This is a genomic window from Aliishimia ponticola, assembly GCF_004803475.1.
Lineage (GTDB): Bacteria > Pseudomonadota > Alphaproteobacteria > Rhodobacterales > Rhodobacteraceae > Aliishimia > Aliishimia ponticola.
In genome coordinates, this window is the sequence record NZ_SRKY01000003.1 from 234795 (window position 1) to 257169 (window position 22375).

Genomic DNA, 22375 nt, shown 5'->3' on the forward strand with positions numbered 1-22375 from the left:
TATGGGCTCTGTAACACGACTTCTGGCCCAGCGCATTGCGCTGGGCCTGCTGCTTCTCTTTCTCGTCTCCATCCTGATCTTCGTCGGAACGATCATCCTGCCCGGAGACGTGGCGCAATCCATTCTCGGCCAATCGGCAACGCCCGAAGCGCTCGCCAACCTGCGCGCAGAGCTTGGCCTGAACGAACCTGCCTTCTCGCGGTATTTCAGCTGGCTCGGGGGCGCGATCACCGGGGATTTCGGCACCGCGCTGACATCGGGGCTGGATATCACCACCGAGATTGGCCGCCGCCTTGGCAATACGCTTTTCCTCGCCTTCTGGGCCGCGATCATCGCCGTGCCACTGGCGATCTTCCTTGGGCTTCTCGCGGTGCGCTACCGCGAACGCTGGCCCGATAAACTGATCTCCGGGGTGACGCTTGCTTCCATTTCGATCCCGGAATTCCTGATCGGCTACGTGGTGATGTTCTATATCGGCGTCAAGCTGCGCTGGTTCCCCTCTACCGCCGTGTCCTATCGCCCGGATGCGGACCTGCTGACCCGGCTGGATTCCATCGCGCTGCCCGTGATCGTGCTGACGCTGGTGGTCCTTGCACATATGATGCGCATGACCCGCGCCGCGATCCTGAACGTGATGCAATCGGCCTATATCGAAACGGCCGAACTCAAAGGCCTGACGATGTTTACGATCATCCGCAAACATGCGTTCCCGAACGCGGTTTCGCCTATCGTCAATGTGGTGATGCTGAACCTCGCCTATCTGGTGGTCGGCGTTGTCGTGATCGAGGTCGTCTTCGTCTATCCCGGCATGGGCCAATATCTGGTCGACCATGTGTCCAAGCGGGATGTGCCAGTGGTGCAGGCCTGCGGTCTGATCTTCGCGGCTGTCTATATCGGCCTGAACATGGTGGCTGACATCGTGTCGATCCTGTCCAACCCGCGCTTGCGGCACCCCAAATAAGGAGGCGAAGATGCGTATTCCCGTTGCGGCCGCGATCGGCCTCTTTTTCACCGCCCTCTACTTCCTGATGGCAATCTTCGCACCGCTGATCGCGCCTTACGGCGTGGCCGAAGTCGTTGGCGGCGTCTGGGAGCCGTCCTCGGGCGATTACCTGCTGGGCACCGATTCCATCGGGCGCGACCTGCTGTCCCGCATGATCTATGGCGGGCGCACGACGATCTTCATCGCGACCGCGGCGACGATCCTCAGCTTCACCACCGGGTCCATCCTTGGCTTTCTGGCGGCGGTTCTGGGCGGCTGGGCCGATCAGCTCATGTCGCGCTTCGTCGATCTGCTGATGTCGATCCCGACGCTGATCTTTGCACTGGTAGTCCTGTCGGTCACGCCGGTGACGATCCCGGCGCTGATCCTCGTCATGGGGCTGCTCGATTCCACGCGGGTCTACCGGCTCGCACGTGCTGTCGCGGTGGACATCAACGTCATGGATTACGTCGAAGCCGCCAAGCTGCGCGGTGAAGGGCGCGGCTGGATCATCTTCCGCGAGATCCTGCCCAATGCGCTCTCCCCCCTTGTGGCAGAGATGGGCCTGCGCTTCATCTTCATGGTGCTCTTCGTGTCCACCCTCTCCTTCCTCGGGCTGGGCGTACAACCGCCCGCTGCGGACTGGGGCGGCATTGTGAAGGAAAATGCCGAAGGCATCGTCTATGGCGTCGGCGCGGCGCTTTATCCGGCAATCGCCATCGCGACGCTGGCGATTTCGGTGAACCTCGTGGCGGACTGGGTGCTGAACCGGACCACCTCGCTGAAAGGAGGCCGGGGATGAGCCTGACACGATCTTTCTGTCGCCCGCTCTCTCACAGCCCCAAGAAGGAGGCCGCAGCATGAGCGCCCCGCTTGTTCAGGTCAAAAACCTCAAAATCGGCGCGACCGTCTATCCGCCCGGTGAAAAACCGCATGAGATCGAAATCGTCCACGGCATCGACTTCGCGCTGGAAAAGGGCAAGGTGCTGGGGCTGATCGGTGAATCCGGCGCCGGCAAATCCACCATCGGGCTGGCCACGATGGCCTATGGCCGCGGCGGGGTGGAAATCACCGGCGGCGAGGTTTGGGTCAACGGGCGCGATATTCTGAAATCGGGCCTGAAAGACGTGCGCAGCCTGCGCGGCAGCGAAGTGACCTATGTGTCGCAATCTGCGGCGGCCAGCTTCAACCCGGCCAAGAAGATCATGGAACAGGTGATCGAAGCGGCAGTGCGCCACGGCAAGTTCACCAAGTCCGAGGCCACGGCCCGCGCTGTGGACCTGTTTCGTCAGCTTGGCCTGCCGGACCCGGAAAAAATCGGGGACCGCTTTCCGCACCAAGTCTCCGGCGGGCAGTTGCAGCGCTGCATGACGGCGCTTGCGCTTTGCCCGGAACCCGATCTGGTCGTGTTCGACGAGCCGACGACAGCGCTGGACGTGACCACCCAGATCGACGTTCTGGCCGCGATCAAGCGGGCGATCCGCGATACGGGCGTTGCCGCGCTTTATATCACCCATGACCTCGCCGTTGTGGCACAGGTCAGCGATGACATCATGGTGCTGAAGATGGGCGACATGGTGGAATACGGCACCACCGATCAGATCATCAACGCCCCGCGCGAGGAATATACCCGCGCGCTTGTGACCGTCCGTTCCATCGAACATCCCGAAAAGCCGCCGCAGGGCGATCCCGTGCTGCGCTGCGAGGGGATCACAGCGCGCTACAAGGGCACCAAGTTCGATGTGCTGCATAGCGTGAATGTGGAGCTTTATCCGGGTCAGACCCTCGCCGTTGTGGGGGAAAGCGGATCGGGCAAATCGACGCTGGCACGTGTGATCACCGGGCTGCTGCCGCCGCGCGAAGGCAAGATCATCTTCGACGGGCGCGAACTGACGCCCGATCAGCCCTCGCGCCCGAAGGAAGACCTGCGCGAGTTGCAGATGATCTACCAGATGGCCGATGTGGCGATGAACCCGCGCCAGACGGTCGGGACCATCATCGGCCGCCCGCTGGAGTTTTATTTCGGCCTGAAAGGCGCGGAAAAGCAGCGGCGGATTCAGGAACTTCTGGACGAAATCGAACTGGGTGACGGGTTCCAGGACCGCTACCCGGCGGAATTGTCGGGCGGTCAGAAACAGCGGGTCTGCATCGCGCGGGCGCTAGCGGCGAAACCCAAGCTGATCATCTGTGACGAGGTCACATCGGCGCTTGATCCGCTGGTCGCCGACGGGATTTTGAAGCTGCTGCTCAAACTGCAAGAGGTGGAAGATGTCGCTTATCTGTTCATCACCCATGACCTTGCGACGGTGAAGGCGATCAGCGATTCCATCGCGGTGATGTATCAGGGGCGCGTACAGCGCTATGGCAGCAAGTCCGAAGTGCTGACCCCGCCCTTCGACGACTATACCGACCTGCTGCTGTCCTCCGTGCCGGAAATGAAGCTTGGCTGGCTCGAAGAGGTCATCGCAAACCGCAAGATGGAGAGCGCCGGGAATTAGGGTCAGGACTCATAGCCAGTAGATGACGATGGCCGCGAAAGCGATTGCTGAGAGGAACACCTTGGAGCATCTGTCTTAGCGGGTCGCCACGCGCCTCCAATCCTTGAGCCTGCCGAACATGATCTCGATCCGATTGCGGCGTTTGTATCGGCGCTTGTCGTATTTCACCGGTGTCTTCCGCTGCTTTCGACCGGGGATACAGGCGCGTATCCCTTTGTCTTGCAACGCTTCCCTGAACCAGTCGGCATCATAGCCGCGATCCCCAAGCAACCAATCCACGTCCGGCAAGCTGCTCAGCAACGCCCGCGCGCCGATGTAGTCGCTAACCTGTCCTGCGGTCACGAACAGGTTCAGTGGGCGTCCCTTGCTGTTGCAGATGGCGTGCAGCTTGGTGTTCATGCCGCCTTTGGTGCGTCCGATCAGGCGTCCACACCCCCCTTTTTCACGCCCATGCTGGTCGCTGTCCGGTGGGCCTTGAGATAGGTTGCGTCCACCGCCCGGCAGGGCATCACGCAGTGATGTCCCGAGAGGGGATCAAGACGGTCTTCTGTTCGCCATGCTCAGCGGCCAGACCCGCCATCATCCGGGCGAAGACGCCCTTGTCGCTCCAACGCTTCCAGCGATTGTAGAGCGTCTTGTGTGGCCCATAGGCAGCGGGGGCATCGCGCCATCGTAAGCCATTGCGGTTGATGAAGATAATCCCGCTCAACACACGCCGGTCATCCACGCGTGGCTTGCCGTGGGACTTTGGAAAGAAGGGGGCAAGACGCGCCATCTGCGCATCCGTCAGCCAGAAAAGATCAGACATGTTAACCGCTCGTTTTTCGAACCGTGAATCATGCCGCCAGCCGGAAATCAATGGGTCCTGACCCTAGGCTGCGTTGTTACCGGCGCTCACGGTCTTCGGGGGCAATGTCGTCGTCTTCGAGAATGCGCATCGCATCGCCTTCGATATCGGAATACTGATCCGCCTTCAGCGTCCACATGAAACCGACAAGCGCCAGAAGGCCAAGGCCAAGAGAGACCGGGATCAAGACGACCAGCACGTTCATTGGGCTCTTCCCTTTCGCATTGCGTTGGCGATGACCGTAATGGAACTGGCGGACATGGCAATGGCCGCCACCAGCGGTGTAACCCAGCCGATGGCTGCGACCGGCACGGCGATCACGTTGTAAAGCCCGGCCAGAAAGACGTTCTGCTGCATCCGCGCCAGCGCCGTGCGCGCCTCTGCCAGCACTTCGGGGATCAGCGTCACATCCCCGCCCAACAGCACCGCATCCGCCGCGCTGCGGCTTGCCTCCAGCGCCGAGGACGGCGCGATGGACGCATGGGCGCTGGCCAGTGCCGCCGTATCGTTCAGCCCGTCACCCACCATCAGCACGCGGTGACCTTCGCCGGTCAGCGCCTTGACCATGTCCACCTTGCCTTCGGGCGACACTCCATGCGCCGCCGATCCGATGCCCAGTGCCTCTGCCAAGGCCGTGACGCGCGTCGCGCTATCGCCAGAGATCAGCCGCGTCTGATAGCCCCGCGCGTGCAGCGCCGCGATCATCTCCGCCGCGCCATCCAGCGGGCGTTCGGAAAAGGTCAGCGGCTGCGCGCCTTCGGTCTGCGTCCAAAACACGGTCTGCGCCTCGGCCCCAAAGGCGCGGCCCGCACCCATGGCGACCGGCACGCCATTCAGTTGCGCGCGCACCCCGAACCCGGCCTGCTCGCTCACATTGTCCAGCGCGGCGGGTTCGACATCCGGCAGCCCCGCCACCACGGCTTGTGACAGCGGGTGGTCCGAGGCCAGCGCCAACGCCTTGAGCGTGGGTAGCATATCGGGCGTCAGCCCCACCGGATCGAAGGCAGAGCGCGTCAGCGTCCCGGTCTTGTCGAAGACGATGGTATCGACCTCTGACAAACGTTCGAGCGCGGTCGCGCTTTTGAGGATCACGCCCTTCTTGAACAAACGCGCCGTCACATTCGTCGCCACCGCAGGCACCGCAAGTCCCAGCGCGCAGGGGCACGTGATGATCAGCACCGCCACCGCGATATTGAAGGCCAGCCGCAAATCGCCCGTGGCCCAGATCCATCCGATAAAGGCGAGTGCCGCAAGGATATGTACCCCCGGCGCATAGGTGGCGGCGGCCCGGTCAGACAGCGAACGGTACTTGCCGCGCGCGTTCTCCGCGACCTCTACCAAGGCCGCAAGGCGGCGCAGCGTGCTATCGTCGCCCACCGCCGTTGCCCGCACCTTGATCGGCCCTGTCAGCGCAATCGTCCCGGCCGTCACGACCTGCCCCGGACGCGAAGGCACCGGGTCGGCCTCGCCCGTGATAAAGCTGAGATCCAGCAGGCTGTCGCCGTCCTCAAGCACCCCGTCCACGGCAAGCCGCCCCCCGGCCTGAATGGCCAGAAGATCGCCGACCTGCACCTGCGCCAGCGGCACGTCGCGCGCGCCTTCGGGCGTTTCCACCCGCACGCGAGCCGGTTCCATCGCGGTCAGTTCTTTGGCGGCAGAGCGTGCGGCCCGCCGCATCCGGTGATCCAGATAGCGGCCGATCAGCAGGAAAAAGGTCAATGACAGCGCCGCGTCGAAATAGGCATGACGCCCGCCAAGGCTTGTTTCATAAAGCGACATGCCCACGGTCATCGCCACGGCCAGCGCGATCGGCACGTCCATGTTCATCCGCCCGCCTCGCAAAGCCGTCCAGGCAGAGGCAAAGAACGGCTGCGCGGCAATCACTGTCACGGGAATCGCGATCATCGCGCTGATCCAGTGGAACAGATCCCGCGTCGCTTCGGGCGCACCGGACCAGACCGCAATGGATAGCAGCATCACGTTCATCACGGCGAAACCGGCCAGACCGATCCGCCACAGCAGCGCGCGCCCGCGCGCGTCGAAATCACTTTCCAGCAGTTCGGAGTTCAGCGGGTACGCCTCGAAACCGCGATCGGTCAGCGCGGCCAGAAGATCGGCGTCACTGACCGCGTCATCGGCATGGACCACCACCCGCTTGAGCGAGAAATTGACCCGCGCATTGCTGACCCCCTGAAGGCCCGCAAGGGTCTGTTCGACGCCGCGGATGCAGCCGGCACAGTGAATGGCCGGCAAGGAAAACACACGCTGGCTATGGGTCGCCTCGGGGCGGCCCATCTGCGCGGCAAGTTCCCCTGCCCCGCAGGCCGGACAGGCGCTGACGCTCACTTGGCGACCTCGACGATGATCCGCTGCTTGAAGAGCGTACCATCCGCCGCGCGCGCCTCGACCCGGAGGTTCCAGTTGCCGGGCGCAATTTCCACCGGGGCGGCAAAGGCCGCGCCATCCCAAGCAAAGGCAGGTTCTTGATCCTGTGCAACCGTGGTGGCCCGGCCAAATACGGCCTTTTCGATCACCGGCTGTACCGGCACGCCGTCACGCAGGAAGCTCAACGTCAGCGTCTCACCCTCGACCCGTGCTGCCGCGTCCCAGCCCAGCGCCAGTTGCGCCGCGCGGTCCGCGTCAAAGCTTTGCGAGGCGACATAGGAGTTCTTGACCTCCAGCCCCGGAAAGGTGCGGACCGCCTGAAACGCCAGCGTCAGATTGACCGCGATGATGATGCCGAAGCCAACGACGAAGATCGCCAGAACGTGCCAGCCTGTGATTTGCCGAGCCATCATTGCCCCTTCCCGTTGAACGTCGTGTCCTTGTAGGCGCGGTCGCCATTGGTGGTGTCTTCGACCCAGAAGCGGAACTCCGTCCGGTCGTTCCTGGCCGGTTCGGAATTGGGCGGCGCAACCACATAGACGCGCTGCAACTGGGTGGAATCGGCGCTGACCTCAACCGTTTCGTAAGGTGTACCCTCGACCCGGACCCGAAGCGAGGGATCACCCGCGACAGAGATGCGGAAGGGCCGTTCTTCGCCATGCTTGTTCAACAAACGGATGTCATAGGTGTTGCGGATCGACCCATCGGACAGGGTCACGAATGTGGGATTGCGCACCGGGGCCACGGTCATTTCGATATCCGGGCGGATGAACAGCGCCCACAGCAAGGCGACGCCCACAAGGCTCCAGAGGCCGGTATAAAGCACCGTCCGGGTGCGGAAGACGTGATGCCAGATCGGACGCGGCTTTTCGCCGGACCGCTCGCGCGGCTCATCGGACAGGGCGAGATAGTCGATCAGACCACGCTCCTTGCCGATTTTGGCCATCATGTCATCGCAGGCATCGATGCACAGCGCGCAGGTGATGCATTCCATCTGCTGGCCATCGCGGATGTCGATCCCCATCGGGCAGACATTCACGCAGGCCATGCAATCGATGCAATCGCCAAGGTTCTCTGCCCCTTCCGCCTTGCGGTGCTTGCCACGCGGCTCGCCGCGCCAGTCGCGATAGGCCACGGTCAGCGTGTCGCTATCCATCATCGCGCCCTGAATACGCGGCCACGGGCACATATAGATGCAGACCTGTTCGCGCATGAAGCCGCCAAAGACGAAGGTCGTCGCGGTCAGGACGGCAATCGTCGTATAGGCGACCGGGTGGGCCGAGAACGTCACCAGATCGCGCAGCAGGGTCGGCGCATCGGCGAAATAGAACACCCAAGCCCCGCCCGTCGCGACAGAGATCAGCAGCCACGCCACCCACTTCGTCACCCGCAGGCGCACCTTGCGGGCATCCCAGTCGGCCTTCCACAGGCGCACCCGCGCGTTGCGGTCGCCTTCGATCCAACGTTCCACCAGAATGAACAGGTCGGTCCACACGGTCTGCGGACAGGTATAGCCGCACCAGACCCGGCCTAGCGCAGAGGTGAACAGGAACAGCCCCAGACCCGCCATGATTAGCAGCCCGGCCACGAAGTAGAATTCATGCGGCCAGATTTCGATCCAGAAGAAGTAGAAGCGCCGATTGGCCAGATCAATCAGAACAGCCTGATCGGGCAATTGCGGGCCGCGGTCCCAGCGAATCCACGGCGTGAGGTAGTAAATGCCCAGCGTGATTGCGAGAATCCACCACTTCATGGTCCGGAAAAAGCCGGACACACGGCGTGGAAAGATCGGTTCTCGCGGCGCGTAAAGCTGGGGAACTTCAGAATCAGACATTCGCTACACTCCTGTTCGCCCGTCGGTTTTGCAGCCACGCGCCATCTGGCACCTTGATCTGCATCAACTTTTTGAGCGCCCAGCCTCCGCGCGTAGCCACTTCATCAGCTTGCGCAACGGCGGGCGTAAAACTCCGGGGCGTGTCACCATGTAATAGCCCGCTTCGCTGCGCAGTTCGAAGAGACAAATCAGCCCACCCGAGGCAAGGTCGGCTTCGACCGCGATGCGTGCCGTCAGCGCGATTCCCTCCCCCGCACGGGCGCCGTCGATCGCAAGGTTTCCCGGCACCGTGACGACGCCAGTGCTGGCGCGCAGCCCGCGCGGCCCCAACCAGTCAGAACCTTCATGCGTGCCCAATTCCTGAAACCACGTGTATTCGGTCAGTTCGGTCAGATCCTCGGGCGGTGCGCCCCCGAACAGCGAAGGGGCCGCCACACCGACGATGGGCGCGCCCATCAGCAATTCGCTGTCGACACCGGACCAGTCCCCGTCACCATAACGCAGGGCCAGATCGACACCGCCGGGGGCCGGGTCCACCCGCTGCGGCGCGGCTGATATGACAAGGTCGATCTCTGGGTATTCCGCGCGAAATCCCCCCAGACGCGGCATCAGCCAATTGGCGGCGAAGCTCGCCGTGGTGGAGATCTGCAAAGGGCGATCCGCCTCGGCGCCGGTAAGTTCCGCGACAGCCCCGGCCATCTTGCCGAACCCTTCGAGCGTTGCCGCCGCCAACGCGCGGCCCTCGGGCGTCAGCGTCATCGCGCGCCCGGACCGGTCTAGCAGCGCAAGGCCAAGGTGATCCTCCAACGCGCGCAATTGCTGGCTGATCGCCGCATGACTGACATTCAGCGCCGCGCCCGCAGCCTGCACATTCCCGGTATCCGCAAAGGCCGCGAAGGCCCGGATCGCTGCCAGCGGGGGGAGGTCTCGCCATTCCATCGTGTAATCCTGACTTACATAAGCGAAAATCCGTTTCCTTTGTAATTTGCCATTACTGAGCAAAACTGACTTCACACGCTAAAAGGAGCTTACAAATGATTGGAATTCTCGCAAACAGTTTTCGCACAGCCTCGCGGCTGGATACCCCGGTTCGGGACAATCTGCGTCACATGTACGAGGTGCGCCGCGAACGCCACGCGCTGAGCAAACTGGACGATCACCTGCTCAACGATATCGGCGTGTCGCGCGCCGATGCCGAGGACGAAGCCCAGCGCGCCTTCTGGGATGCGCCGACCTGGTTCCAACGCTGACCGCGCGCCCGCAAGACGATCCAGCGCGTTCGAAAAAACGGTGTATATCCTGACAGGCTTTGCTACATGTCCTGAAGCCGCGTCCGATGGGCAGGCTACAAAAAGCGGCAGGGCCCCTGAAACAGAGGCCCTGCTTTGCCCTCGACAGCCTGCGCAGGATTGCGCGAACAGGGGCGCAGGCGTCGGGGGTCTGATGGGCCGCCGGGAGGTCATCCTGCGGCCCGCGTGCACTCAGGAGGTGATTACTCCCCTCCTCCCAGCTGGTGCACGTATAGCGCGACGGCTTTCACATCGGCCTCGCTCAGGCGCTGCCCCCAAGCGGGCATAACGCCGAAACGGGCATTCGTGATCGATTCAACAACCGTGTCGAGATCGCCGCCATACAGCCAGATCGCATCCGACAGCTGCGGCGCCCCTTGCGCGATGTCGCCCTCACCGGAATCGCCGTGGCAGGTTGCGCAGTTGTCCATGAACAACTCTTCACCCTGCGCGGCCAGTTGCGCATCTGTCTCGCTGCCCGAAAGCGACAGGACGTATTGCGCGGTGGCAAGGATTTCATCCCGCTCGAGGATGTCACCGAATTTCGGCATCTCGGACCAGCGGGCATCGTCGTCGGTCGCGTTGCGAATACCGTGGCGGATCGTTGCTTCGATCTCGTCCACAGCGCCGCCCCACAGCCAGTCATCGTCCAGCAGGTTGGGATAGCCTTTGGCCCCCGCCGCGCCAGACCCGTGGCATTGCGAACAGTTGCTGCGGAAGACCGCCGCACCGCCCGCCACCGCGAAATCATGGACCGGCGTGCCCGGCACGACCTCTGTCAGGTCGGCGCTGGCCAGTTCGGCAGAGACTTCGGCATTGCGCTCTTTGAACATTTCGATATCCGCCGCGACATTGGCGCGGGTGGAAAAGCCCAGCACCCCGGCCGTCGCACTGGAAAGCAGCGGCCATGCCGGATAGGCGATCGAATAGCCAATGCCCCAGATGATGGTCAGATAGAAGGTCCAGAGCCACCAGCGCGGCAACGGCGTGTTGAGCTCCTTGATACCGTCCCACTCGTGGCCGGTGGTATCAATGCCGGTGACATTGTCCGTTTCTTTATCGTGGTCGGCCATTACTTTGCCTCCCTTTCGCTCAAAGTGTCGTTGCGAAGCGGGATCTGCGCAATCTCGTCATGTGTGCGGCGGGATCCGGGCCGGAAGGCCCAGAAAATCGCGCCGACATAGAAGACGAACAAGGCAATCAGAACCCAGCTATCGGCCAGTTCGCGGAGCCAGGAATATGTGTCTTGCATCCTCAGCCCTCCTTAGCGGCTTGCGTCCGGGGTGAAGGTGGAAAAATCCACCATCGTGCCCAGAACCTGTAGATAGGCCACCAGCGCGTCCATCTCTGTCAGGGCGTCCTGCCCGTCGAAGTTGGACACGACCGCGCCGGGATAACGCTCCAGCAGGCCATCGTAATCGCCGTCGGGATCGGCCTGAACCTGGAAGTCCGCATAGGCCACTTCGATCTGCGCGTCCGTATAGGGCACGCCGACGATACGGTGCGTGCGCATGACGTCGGCGATATGCTCGCCATCGATCTGCGTCCGCATCAGGAAGCCGTATTTCGGCATGACAGATTCCGGCACCACCGATTGCGGGTCGATCAGGTGATCCACATGCCACGCATCCGAATAGCGGCCGCCCACACGGGCAAGGTCAGGCCCCGTCCGCTTGGAGCCCCATTGGAACGGGTGGTCATACATGGATTCGGCGGCAAGGCTGTAATGGCCGTAACGTTCCACCTCGTCCCGCATGGGCCGGATCATCTGGGAGTGGCACACATAGCACCCTTCCCGGACATAGATATCGCGGCCAGCCAGTTCCAGCGGGCTGTAGGGCCGCACCCCTTCGACTTCCTCGATCGTATTTTCGAGGTAGAAAAGCGGTGCGATCTCTACGATGCCACCAATCGTGACCACCAGAAGCGACGACACCAAAAGCAGTGTCGGGCTTTTTTCGAGGATCGCGTGTTTGTCGAGAATACCCATCTTCGTGATCCCCTTTACTCAGCCGGAACGCCGACCTGGGCGCGGACACGTTCGCCGCCCCGGATCGTCATCCACAAGTTCCACACCATGATGATCGCACCCGTGAGATAGAGCAGGCCACCTGTGCCACGCACCACATACATCGGGAATTTCGCGCTCACGGTGTCCGCGAAGGAGTTCACCAGGAACCCTTGGCTGTCCACTTCACGCCACATCAGGCCTTCCATGATCCCGGTCACCCACATCGACGCCGCGTAAAGGACGATACCGATGGTGGCGAGCCAGAAGTGCCAGTTGATCGCGGGCAGAGAGTACATCTCTTTGCGGCCCCAAAGGCGCGGCGCAAGGAAGTAGAGCGCCCCGAAGGAGATCATGCCGTTCCAGCCAAGTGCGCCGGAGTGAACGTGACCAATGGTCCAGTCGGTATAGTGGCTCAGGCTGTTGACCGCGCGGATCGACATCATCGGACCCTCGAAGGTCGACATGCCGTAGAACGCGATGGAGATGACGAACATCCGAATGATCGGGTCTGTCCGCAGCTTGTCCCACGCCCCTTGCAGGGTCATCAGGCCGTTGATCATCCCGCCCCAGGACGGCATCCAGAGCACGATGGAGAACACCATGCCAAGGGTCGACGCCCAGTCCGGCAGCGCGGTGTAATGCAAGTGGTGCGGACCGGCCCAGATATAGATGAAGATCAGTGCCCAGAAGTGGATGATCGATAGCTTGTAGGAATAGACCGGGCGCTCTGCCTGTTTCGGCACGAAATAGTACATCATGCCCAGGAACCCGGCGGTCAGGAAGAAGCCCACGGCGTTGTGACCGTACCACCACTGCGTCATGGCATCCTGCACACCCGCGAAGACCTGCACCGATTTGGACCCCCAGATCGTCACCGGGATCGACAGGTTGTTGACGATATGCAGCATCGCAACGGTGATGATGAAGGCAAGGAAGAACCAGTTGGCGACATAGATGTGCTTTTCCCGGCGCTTGAAGATCGTGCCAAGGAAGACAACCAGGAAGGCCACCCAGACAAGGGTCAGCCAGATATCCACGTACCATTCAGGTTCGGCATATTCCTTCGACTGTGTCGCACCCAGCAGATAGCCGGTGGCGGCCAGCACGATGAACAGCTGATACCCCCAAAAGACAAACCACGCGAGATTGCCGCCAAACAGGCGCGCGCCCGACGTGCGCTGCACCACATAGAAGGCGGACATGATGAGAGCATTGCCCCCAAACGCAAAAATCACCGCACTTGTGTGCAGCGGTCTGAGCCGTCCGAAATTGGTAAAGGGTTGGCCCCAATCGAAATTCAAGACCGGAAATGCCAGTTGGAAGGCGATGAACACCCCCGCAGCAAAGCCTACGACCCCCCAGAAAGCCGTAGCGATTACACCTGCGCGCACGACGCCGTCCATATACCCATTGGCATCGACGACTGGTACTGTTTCTCCCGTTTGGCGCAGCGTCCAGATGAACATGCCCGCTGCAACAAGGAAGATCAGAATCCCGTGCACGCGAAACGCCAGATCGACGCCCTGATAGCCCGCGTAAAGCGCGACCAGAGACACCAGACCAAGCGCGATAAGTTTGACGGTTTGTGACATTTATTGCCCCTCAATACCTTCGCGTGTCAGAATCACGGACATGACTTGCCCGTTCCTAGATTGGACTAAGCCCCCGCTCCCGGCCCAACCTTGATCCAGATCAAGCGCTTATTATGTAAGGTGGTCAAGTGGGCTATATTGGCGGGTGCTCAGCGCACCCTATGGCTGGCCACCCAACAGGCGCTGCATCGCGCGCGCGGCGAAGTCATCATCCTGCGGCTTGAGCATCTGCTGCGCCAGAAACCAATAGAAATACTTGGCAAATTGGAAACCGTCGGCAAAGTCCCTGGCCCGCGTCAGGTTATGCGCCAGCGCGTCGGTATCGCGGCAGACAAGGCTGGCATGATGGTAATCACAGCGCGCACAGGTCAGCACGGGCTTGGCCTGCATTAGCGCCTCGAACCCCACCGCAGAATTCTGCGTCACCACTACGTCACAAGCCGCAATCAGGTCATGCACGCTGGCATCCTGCACGGTCACGTTGTCCAGACTGTCGCATAGCCCGGTGATCTGCGCCTGCCGTTCGGGCGATTGCAGCGGATGCAGTTTGACATAGACGTGCCCAGCCCATGCTGCGGCGGTGCGGATCATTTCCTCGGTCGTGAGGTCATGCACCCGGTCGCGGTATTTTTCGATATCCTGCGTGACGACAAAAACGCTTGCCGGGGGCAAACCGGCGGCACTGCGCGGCGGCTGTGGCCGTTTCGACAGGTTCTTGCCGATCATGCGCTGGCGAAGCTGCCGCATGAACTGCCGGGCGCGGGCGCCGTCGATCTGCTGCGGGTCGAACGCCGCCTCGACCAGCGAAGAGTTCCAGAAATAGCCTTGCGGGTCGAGATACCAGTAGTTGCGGATGTAAGAGGGGTGCGCATGCCAGATATGCGCGCCGCGGTGCCGCTTCGGGCCGACAACGATCTGCGGACGGGTCTGCGCCATCAACGCCACCGCGTTAAGGTCGCCATCGCGCACAATCCGGGGCGCATAGCCCGCCGCGATCAGCGCCTGCCCCAGTTTTTCGAAAAACCCCGCCTCGCCCCGCAGGATATGGCCGTACCACGTGTCATCCGCATGGACGATGACCGACCGTTCGGGCGCGCGCGGCCCCGACATCGCGGTGAAAGCGCCCATCTAGGATGACGCCTTAGTCGAGAATACCGCCATCATCGTCATCGCCCGATTCCATCATCAGCGCGATGAGATCCTTGATCACGATCACTTTCTTGCCCTGAACGTCGATCACACCATCCTTGCGCAGCGCGGTCAGTTGGCGCGACACGGTTTCGATGGTCAGCCCCAGATAGGTCGCCATGACCTCGCGCGTCAGGGGCAATTCCAGCCGAAGATCCTCGCCCAGTTCTTCACCGCCGGGCCGGGCCGATCGCTTCTGGATCAACAGCAGGAAGGACGCGACTTTCTCGCGCGCGGTCTTGCGGCCCAGAAGCAGCATCCAGTCGCGCGCGGCATCCAGTTCATCCAGCGCCATTTCAAGCATCCGCTCGGACACATGCGGCGTGCGCGTCACCATCTGTTCGAATGGCGCGCGGCGGAAACAGCACAGCGTCACGTCGCTGATCGCCTGAATATCGTATTGCGCATGGGTGCGCCCCGGACGCCCAATGAAATCAGAAGGCAAAAGCAGCCCGACGATCTGGGTCCGCCCATCCTCCATCACCCGGCTCAGCGTGGCTGTCCCGGTCACGACCGACGATACCGTTGTCAGGTCGTCACCGCGCACGGCGATGGTCTGACCGGCCTTGTAGGTGCGGTAATATTTCAGCTGTTCAAGCTCATCCAATTCCTCCGGCTCGCACCGCGAGCAGACCGCCCGGTGTCGGATCGGGCATTCGGAGCAATCTCCGCTGATAAGTTCAGGTGTTTGTTTCATTGTGTTCGCGCGCCTGCTTGATCTGGGTCAAGGAGTGAAAAGGAAGACTCAGACAAGTTCCGCCCATGAAACACGAAAATGCCTTCTCCCGCCATGGTTTATTTGACGCACGTGTGCCGCGATACACCAGCTATCCCCCCGCTAACCGCTTCGTGCCCATCGCGGATGAGGCCACCGCAGCCCAGTGGATGCGGACTGTCCCGCAGGGAGAGGCGGTTTCATTCTACATGCATGTGCCTTTCTGTCGCAGGCTGTGCTGGTTCTGCGCTTGCCGCACGCAGGGCACCAAGACGGACGGTCCCGTGGACAATTACGTGGCCCATCTGCAGCGTGAAATCACGCTGGCCGGCGCGCGTCTGAACGGCGTAAAGGCCGAGCGGATTCACATCGGCGGCGGCACCCCGACCCTGCTGACCCCGCAAGCCGTCGAAACATTGATGGCCACATTCGACGCGCATTTCCCGCGTATGGACGGCGCCGAATTCAGCGTCGAGATCGACCCGACAGAAATCGACATGCCCCGGCTGGAGGCACTGGTCGCCGCCGGGATGAACCGCGCCAGCCTTGGCGTGCAGGATTTCGATCCCAAGGTGCAGGAGTCCATCGGGCGGCTTCAAAGCTATGCCGAGACGGCCTTCTGCGTGGATGGTCTGCGTGAGTTGGGCGTGACGAATATCAACCTCGATATCCTCTATGGTCTGCCGTTTCAGACCTTGGACACGCTGAATGACACGCTGGACAAAGTGCTGGCGCTGGACCCTGATCGCATCGCCGCCTTCGGCTATGCGCATGTGCCGTGGATGTCGCGCCGCCAATCGCTGATCCCGGAAGACGCCCTGCCCGATCCGCGGATGCGGCTGGTGCTGTTCGACGCGCTGGCAGAGCGGCTGACGACGGCCGGGTATATCCAGATCGGCATCGACCATTTCGTGAAACCCCATGACGGGCTGGCCTCTGCGCTGGCCGAAAAGCGGCTGCACCGGAATTTTCAGGGTTATACCGATGATGCAAGCCCGTGGCTGATCGGGCTGGGGGCCTCGGCGATTTCGCGCTATCCGCAGGGCTATCTGCACAACGCGACATCGACCGCCGATTATCTGGCTCGCATCGCCGATGGCCATTTCGCCACCAAGCGCGGCATTGCAATGTCGGGGAACCAGTTCCTTGTGGCCGAATTGATCGAACAGATGATGTGCTATGGCCGGATCGAAATCGGGCGGCTGACCACGGGCACAGCCGAAGATCACGCGCAGTTGCGTCGCAAGATGCAGGACTTGGCGACGGAATTCGCGCCCTTCGTCACCCTGTCAGGCGATAACCTGCATGTGGACAAGGCCGCCTATCCGCTGTTGCGCATTCTGGCCGCGCGGCTGGACGAGGAAACGCTGGACGGCTCGTCGCACGCTGTGGCGGTCTAGGCCGCCAGCGCACCCTGTGGTCTAGACGGCGGGCCAGCGCCCCTGCGCCAACCCGGAAATCGCGCCGCAGATACGTTCAAAACTGTTCGCCGCCCTCTGGCTCATGGTGCGGGCGCGCAAATTCCCGTGGACCAGCCCGGCCTCGTCGATCCACATCGCCTGCCCGCCGGCCTGCTGAATACGCTGGACATAAACCTCGCTATCGGAGGCGAGCGGGTCGCACTGTGCAGATACGCAGACCGTCGGAACCAACCCGGCAAAATCGCTGTCCCGCAGCGGCGCGCAGCCGGGATCGTTTGCAGGCGGCTCGCCGCCGAACCTGATCTGCTGGTAGAACTGCATGTCCCGCGTGGTTAGTTGCGGCGCATCGGCATGTTCGATGTAGGACGGCCAAGACCAGTCGCCCCCCAGCCCCGGATAGATCAGCACCTGCCCCATCGGCATTGGCCCCGCGCCCCGTGCCTTGTGGCAGATCGCGGCGGCAAGGTTGCCGCCCGCACTGTCCCCAGCCAGCACCACCGGCCCCGGCCACGCCGCGCTGATCGCCACATAGGCACGCCAAGCTGCGTCGAAATCCTCGGGATAGTGATGTTCAGGCGCAAGCGGATAATCGACAGAGACGACCCGCAGCCCGGTCTTGGCGCAAATCTCGGCGCAGATGCTGTCATGGCTGTCCAGACCGCCCACGACAAAGCCGCCACCATGGTAATAGATCACGGTTCCCGCCGGGTCCGCCGGTGTGTAGTGCCGGCAGGGAACGCCGCCCTGCGGCTCATCCTTGACGGCCACGCCATCGGGGCGGCCCACGTCGAAATCGGCGCACATCGCGTCATAAACCCGGCGTTGTCCGGCAATATCCAGCGTCACCGCATCGGGCGGATACAGCGCATCGCAGCGCGCCAGATAGGCCTTCATCTCGGCATCTAGAAGCTGATCGTAATCGGGCATCGCACATCCCCCTTCGCGTGGTCTGAGGCAACCTTCCCCGAAACGCCGCGCCTGACAAGCAGAACGTCGCGCGGCCCCTTCCGGCTTCGCGCGACGTTCGTGGATTTGCATCCGGTTTGGTCAGGCGGGCCAAAACGCGCCTGCCGGGATATGCGGTAACCGTTTCCGGGCTTATTCGGCGGCCAGTTTCTCTGCGCTCAGCTCTTCCCACGGGCGGGTGAAGCTGCCCAGAGTTTCCGCAACCGCAGAGCGGTCGGCACCGTTCAACTCGACCTCGGCGATCAAGCCGCGCTTCTTGTCGTCCAGAACGGATTCGACACGCGCCTTCAGACCGGCTTTTTCAAGCGCTTCGTTATAAACCCGCTTGATTGCGCTTTTCCGCAGGTCGGGTTTGAAGATCTTACCCACCGCCGTCTTCGGCAATTCATCCAAAATCTCGATATATTTGGGCTGAGCTGCGCGCTCATGGACGTTGATCTTGCAGTATTCCGACAATTCCTCAACGGTCACGTTATGCCCGTCGACCAGTTCGACATAGACGCAAGGCACCTCGCCCGCATGGGCGTCCGGCTGGCCGATGGCCCCGGCAAAGGCGATGGCGTCATGGCCCAACAGCGCCTCTTCGATCTCTGCGGGGTCGATATTGTGACCGCCGCGAATGATCAGGTCTTTCGCCCGTCCGGTGATCCACAGATAGCTATCCGCATCGATCCGGCCCAGATCGCCGGTGCGCAGATACTTGCCGTAATACAGGTCGCGGTTCTTGTCGGCTTCGGTATAGGTCTTTCCGACATAGACACCGGGGTTGGAGATACAGATTTCGCCAATCTCGTCGACTCCGGCCTCAATCGCGTCGCCGTCCCCTGTCTGCTTGAAGATCTTCACATCCGTATAGGGGAAGGTGATCCCGATGGAGCCGATCTTCTTTTCACCCTCGACCGGATTGCAGGACACAAGGCAGGTCGCCTCCGTCAGGCCATAGCCTTCGACGATGGTGATATTGGTCGCTTTCTCAAACCGGCGGAACAATTCCTGCGGCAGCGGGGCCGATCCGGAGAACGCGGTCTTCACCGTCGAGATATCCGCATTGACCGGGCGCTGCATCTTGGCGGAAATCGCCGTCGGCACGGTGATGATGAAAGTGATCTTCCAGCGTTCGATCAGCTTCCAGAAATTGTCGAACACCCCATCGCCGCGATAGCCCTGCGGCGTCGGGAACACCACGTGAGACCCCGCCGTGACAGCGGCCATCAGGATCACGTGGCAGGCAAAGACGTGGAACAGCGGAAGCGGACACATGATGTTGTCCTCTTCGGTGTAAAGCAGCGTGTGCCCGATCCAGCCGTTATAGATCATGCCCGAATAAAGATGCTGCGCGACCTTCGGCATACCCGTCGTGCCGCCCGTATGGAAATAGAAGGCGACGCGATCCTCTTGCGGGTCGTCAAATTGCAGCGTCTTGGGCTGCTTGGCCAGTTCGGTGTTGAAATCCTTGTACGCCGCGTGCGGGTTGCCGGACATCTTGGGCCGCAGGAAGGGGACGATCCACTTCTTGGGCGGCGTCAGATAGCGCAGCAGGTCCACTTCCAGCACCGTGTGAACGGCGGGCGCGTGGCGCACTGCCTCGGCGGTTTTCTGGGCCACATCGGTTTTCGGGAACGGCTTGAGCGTCACGACCACCTTGGCACCGGTTTCGCGCAGGATCGACCCAATCTGTTCGGGTTCCAGCAGCGGGTTGATCGGGTTCGCGATCCCCGCAACAGCGCCGCCCAGCAGGGTCAGGATCGTTTCGTTACAATTGGGCAGGATGAAGGCCACAACGTCCTTCGGCCCCACGCCCAGCGACCGGAACAGGTTCGCAGCTTGCGTCACCTTGCCGTGCAATTCGGACCAGGTCAGCGTTTCGGCCTTGTCCTTGGGACCGGACAGAAGCTGATAGCTGACGGCGTTATTCTTGGGAAAGCGGGTCGCGGTACGGGTCAGCAACGCATACAGCGTCTTCGGGACGTCGCGCGCCTCCCATGGCATTTCCTGCTCAATCGCATTGCGGTCTTCGACAGTTGCAAACGCCATCGACGAGTCCTCCCATTTTGCCGGCCAGCGCGCTCCCCGCGCCCGACCTCTCCTCCAAAGATGTGCTCTAATGCCAGTTTGCGCAAGTTTTGCCCAGTATCCGGCAGATTGCGGACGCGGCGTCACTCCGGTTGACCAAACGTCAGCCATAATAGCAAAGACCGCGCCTTCCGGCACGGCCTTTTCGTCCTGATCGCCGCTTATGGTTTACTGCGGGATGCGCAGCACCTGACCGGGATAGATCTTGTCAGGATGGCTCAGCATCGGCTTGTTGGCCTCGAAGATCTCTTGATACTTCGACCCGTTGCCCATCGTCTTTTCCGCGATCGCCCAAAGCGTGTCGCCCTTTTCGACGGTATGGAAGACAGGCTCGCTCCCCGCGCCAGAGGTGTTGTCTTCCACTGCGGCGACGCCATCGATATTGCCCACGGCAAGGATCAGCTTTTCCTTCAGCTCATCATTGCCCGCAGCCCCGGCGAGCTTCACGGTATCCCCCTCGACCGAGATTTCGACGCCCTCGGCATCCAATCCCAAATCCGCGACTTCCTTTTTCAGCGCCTCGGCTGTTGGCGTGGCTTCGTCCTCGGCAACTTTTTTGCCGGACCGTTTGAAAAAGCTGAATAAACCCATGATTCCCTCCACATTGGTCTGTTTGGACACAGTCTGACCGGAAACCCGCAGAAGTGAAGGGGAATTGCAGGGTGCCTTCCCTCTTGCACCGGAAAACCGGGTCTTATTCGGCGGCGAAACCGTCAGTGAATTGCAGCCGGGCCAGTTGCGCATAAAGCCCGCCTTCGGCCACCAGCGCGTCATGCGGGCCTTGTGCGACCACCTGCCCCTGATCCATCACCACGATGCGATCCGCCTTTTTCACGGTCGCCAGACGGTGCGCCACGATCAGCGTCGTGCGCCCATGCGACAGCAGGTCCACCGCCTCTTGCACCGCGCGCTCGCTCTGCGCATCGAGGGCCGAGGTCGCCTCGTCCAGCAGCAGGATCGGCGCGTCACGCAGGATCGCGCGGGCAATAGCGATGCGCTGCTTTTGTCCGCCCGACAGCATCACGCCGCGTTCGCCGACATCGCTGTCATAGCCTTCCGGCAGCTTGGCGATGAACTCATGCGCAGCGGCGGCCTTGGCGGCGGCTTCGACCTCTGCATCGGTGGCGTCCAGACGGCCAAAGCGGATATTCTCGCGGGCGGAGGCGGCGAAGATCACCGGGTCCTGCGGCACAAGCGCGATCTCGCGCCGGAAATCGTCCCGCGCCAATGTTGCGATATCCTGCCCATCAAGGCGCACAACACCCGATTGCGGATCATAGAACCGCAGCAAAAGCTGGATGATCGTGGTCTTGCCCGCGCCCGAGGGGCCGACAAAGGCCACGGTTTCGCCCGGCGCGATCGTCAGGCTGACATCGTTGAGCGCCTGCGTGCCGGGCCGCGCGGGATAGGAAAACCGGATGTTTTCAAAGGCAATCGCGCCCTTGACCGGGCGGGCCAGCGGCGCAGGCTGCGCGGGGTCGTTGACATCGTCACGCGCGTTCAGCAATTCGATCAGCCGTTCGGTGGCCCCGGCGGCGCGTTGAAGCTCGCTCCAGATTTCGGACAGCGCAGCGACGGCCCCGGCGACCAGCACCGCGTAGATCACGAACTGGATCAGCACGCCCGGCGTCATCGCCCCTGCCCGCACATCGCGCGCGCCAATCCACAGCACGCCGACAATGCCCGAGAATACCAGGAAAATCACGATCACCGTCATCAGCGCGCGGGTATCGACGCGCTTCTTGGACGAGATATAGCTTTTTTCGGTCACTTCGGAGAACGACGCGCGGCTGGCGGTTTCATGGGTGAAGGCCTGCACCGTCTGGACGGCGGTCAGCGCCTCGGACGCATTGCCGGACGAGGCTGCGATCCAATCCTGGTTCTCGCGGCTGATCTTGCGCAGACGGCGCCCCAGCGTGAGGATCGGCACCACGACAAGCGGCACGATCAACAGCACCAGCCCCGTCAGCTTGGGCGAGGTCATCAGCATCAGCACCATGCCGCCCGCAAAAATCAGGACATTGCGCAGCGCGATCGATACCGAAGAGCCGATCACCGACTGGATCAGCGTCGTGTCGGTGGTGATACGGCTCAGCACCTCGCCGGTCATGATCCGCTCATAAAAGGCAGGCGACAGCCCGATCACCCGGTCGAACACCGCCTTGCGGATATCGGCCACGACCCGTTCGCCCAACCGCGTCACCAGCAGATAGCGCAGCCCCGTCCCCACGGCGAGCGCCCCGGCAATGCCCAGCGCGGCGGCGAAATAGGCGTCCAGAACCTGCCCGTCCTCGACGTTGAAATTATCCACCACGCGGCGTACCGCCAGCGGCAGGATCAGCGAGATGACAGAGGTCAGGATCAGCGCGCCCAGCGCCGCCACCAGCAGCCGCCGATAGGGGCGCAGAAAGGGCCAGAGCGCGCGCAGCGTTCCCAACTCGCGGGAGATTTCGCGCTCTTCGTTCTTGTCCGGTCCGGCCATCCAGTCCCCCAAAATTCGGCCCCGTCTAGTAGCCGCGCAACCCGGTAGAGGTCAAGGCAACCCACCGCCGCCCCACCCCCGGCGCGGATGCG

20 protein-coding genes and 1 pseudogene are annotated in these 22375 nt (G+C 62.1%); 5 read left to right on the forward strand and 16 right to left on the reverse strand.

Annotated elements, in window-relative coordinates; translation table 11 throughout:
* Position 1: 1 nt before the first annotated feature.
* From E4Z66_RS12310 to E4Z66_RS12320, 3 genes are read left to right on the forward strand one after another with little or no spacing between them, the layout of a single operon-like run.
* Positions 2–961 (forward strand): ABC transporter permease, encoded by a 960-nt coding sequence (locus E4Z66_RS12310; protein WP_136463323.1) that lies wholly within the window; start codon positions 2–4, stop codon positions 959–961.
* Between the two features lie 10 nt (positions 962–971).
* Positions 972–1784: an ABC transporter permease gene (locus E4Z66_RS12315; RefSeq protein WP_136463324.1), complete on the forward strand. Its 813-nt coding sequence runs from the start codon at positions 972–974 to the stop codon at positions 1782–1784.
* Between the two features lie 58 nt (positions 1785–1842).
* Positions 1843–3480 (forward strand): ABC transporter ATP-binding protein, encoded by a 1638-nt coding sequence (locus E4Z66_RS12320; protein ID WP_136463325.1) that lies wholly within the window; start codon positions 1843–1845, stop codon positions 3478–3480.
* Positions 3481–3489: 9 nt separating this feature from the next.
* Here the strand turns inward: E4Z66_RS12320 and E4Z66_RS12325 are convergent.
* From E4Z66_RS12325 to E4Z66_RS12350, 6 genes and pseudogenes are all read right to left on the reverse strand, one after another.
* Positions 3490–4288: pseudogene (locus tag E4Z66_RS12325) on the reverse strand (IS5 family transposase).
* Positions 4289–4364: 76 nt separating this feature from the next.
* The gene (gene ccoS / locus E4Z66_RS12330) at positions 4365–4532 is read right to left on the reverse strand and encodes a cbb3-type cytochrome oxidase assembly protein CcoS (protein ID WP_136463326.1); all 168 of its coding nucleotides are present in this window, start codon (positions 4530–4532) and stop codon (positions 4365–4367) included.
* The gene (locus E4Z66_RS12335) at positions 4529–6673 is read right to left on the reverse strand and encodes a heavy metal translocating P-type ATPase (protein WP_246036008.1); all 2145 of its coding nucleotides are present in this window, start codon (positions 6671–6673) and stop codon (positions 4529–4531) included. The genes ccoS and E4Z66_RS12335 overlap by 4 nt, the downstream gene beginning before the upstream one ends.
* A complete protein-coding gene (locus E4Z66_RS12340) occupies positions 6670–7122 on the reverse strand; it encodes a FixH family protein (protein WP_136463327.1) in 453 nt (150 codons plus the stop codon). The genes E4Z66_RS12335 and E4Z66_RS12340 overlap by 4 nt, the downstream gene beginning before the upstream one ends.
* Positions 7122–8546: a cytochrome c oxidase accessory protein CcoG gene (gene ccoG / locus E4Z66_RS12345; protein ID WP_136463328.1), complete on the reverse strand. Its 1425-nt coding sequence runs from the start codon at positions 8544–8546 to the stop codon at positions 7122–7124. The genes E4Z66_RS12340 and ccoG overlap by 1 nt, the downstream gene beginning before the upstream one ends.
* Before the next feature lie 63 nt (positions 8547–8609).
* The gene (locus tag E4Z66_RS12350; protein ID WP_136463329.1) at positions 8610–9485 is read right to left on the reverse strand and encodes a LysR family transcriptional regulator; all 876 of its coding nucleotides are present in this window, start codon (positions 9483–9485) and stop codon (positions 8610–8612) included.
* Positions 9486–9580: 95 nt separating this feature from the next.
* On the opposite strand from E4Z66_RS12350, the gene E4Z66_RS12355 reads away from it, so the two are divergent.
* Entirely contained in the window at positions 9581–9796 is a 216-nt protein-coding gene (locus E4Z66_RS12355) for a DUF1127 domain-containing protein (protein ID WP_136463330.1), read from the forward strand.
* A gap of 242 nt (positions 9797–10038) precedes the next feature.
* On the opposite strand, the gene ccoP is transcribed toward E4Z66_RS12355, so the two are convergent.
* The 6 genes from ccoP to fnrL all read right to left on the reverse strand — a co-directional run bounded on the left by ccoP (position 10039) and on the right by fnrL (position 15323).
* Complete coding sequence (ccoP, locus tag E4Z66_RS12360; RefSeq protein ID WP_136463331.1) at positions 10039–10908, reverse strand: cytochrome-c oxidase, cbb3-type subunit III; 870 nt, start codon at positions 10906–10908, stop codon at positions 10039–10041.
* Positions 10908–11087 carry a cbb3-type cytochrome c oxidase subunit 3 gene (locus tag E4Z66_RS12365; protein ID WP_136463332.1) on the reverse strand — a complete coding sequence of 60 codons (180 nt, stop codon included), beginning with the start codon at positions 11085–11087 and terminating at the stop codon, positions 10908–10910. The genes ccoP and E4Z66_RS12365 overlap by 1 nt, the downstream gene beginning before the upstream one ends.
* Positions 11088–11099: 12 nt before the next feature.
* Positions 11100–11825: a cytochrome-c oxidase, cbb3-type subunit II gene (gene ccoO, locus E4Z66_RS12370; protein WP_136463333.1), complete on the reverse strand. Its 726-nt coding sequence runs from the start codon at positions 11823–11825 to the stop codon at positions 11100–11102.
* Positions 11826–11839: 14 nt separating this feature from the next.
* Positions 11840–13438: a cytochrome-c oxidase, cbb3-type subunit I gene (gene ccoN / locus E4Z66_RS12375; RefSeq protein ID WP_136463334.1), complete on the reverse strand. Its 1599-nt coding sequence runs from the start codon at positions 13436–13438 to the stop codon at positions 11840–11842.
* 159 nt (positions 13439–13597) lie between these two features.
* Positions 13598–14566, reverse strand: coding sequence for a capsular polysaccharide export protein, LipB/KpsS family (locus E4Z66_RS12380; RefSeq protein ID WP_136463335.1), 969 nt, complete (start codon positions 14564–14566; stop codon positions 13598–13600).
* 13 nt (positions 14567–14579) lie between these two features.
* The gene (gene fnrL, locus E4Z66_RS12385) at positions 14580–15323 is read right to left on the reverse strand and encodes a transcriptional regulator FnrL (RefSeq protein WP_136463336.1); all 744 of its coding nucleotides are present in this window, start codon (positions 15321–15323) and stop codon (positions 14580–14582) included.
* A gap of 65 nt (positions 15324–15388) precedes the next feature.
* Between fnrL and hemN the strand changes: the two genes are divergently transcribed.
* The gene (hemN, locus tag E4Z66_RS12390) at positions 15389–16741 is read left to right on the forward strand and encodes an oxygen-independent coproporphyrinogen III oxidase (RefSeq protein WP_136463337.1); all 1353 of its coding nucleotides are present in this window, start codon (positions 15389–15391) and stop codon (positions 16739–16741) included.
* A gap of 21 nt (positions 16742–16762) precedes the next feature.
* Here hemN and E4Z66_RS12395 read toward each other — a convergent pair whose 3' ends face one another.
* The 4 genes from E4Z66_RS12395 to E4Z66_RS12410 form a co-directional block, all read right to left on the reverse strand.
* Positions 16763–17689, reverse strand: a complete 927-nt coding sequence (locus E4Z66_RS12395) for an alpha/beta hydrolase (protein WP_136463338.1) — start codon at positions 17687–17689, stop codon at positions 16763–16765.
* Between the two features lie 171 nt (positions 17690–17860).
* Entirely contained in the window at positions 17861–19762 is a 1902-nt protein-coding gene (locus E4Z66_RS12400) for an acyl-CoA synthetase (RefSeq protein WP_136463339.1), read from the reverse strand.
* Positions 19763–19969: 207 nt separating this feature from the next.
* Positions 19970–20392: a peptidoglycan-binding protein LysM gene (gene lysM / locus E4Z66_RS12405; RefSeq protein ID WP_136463340.1), complete on the reverse strand. Its 423-nt coding sequence runs from the start codon at positions 20390–20392 to the stop codon at positions 19970–19972.
* 103 nt (positions 20393–20495) lie between these two features.
* Positions 20496–22283, reverse strand: coding sequence for an ABC transporter transmembrane domain-containing protein (locus E4Z66_RS12410; protein WP_136463341.1), 1788 nt, complete (start codon positions 22281–22283; stop codon positions 20496–20498).
* Between the last annotated feature and the right edge of the window lie 92 nt (positions 22284–22375).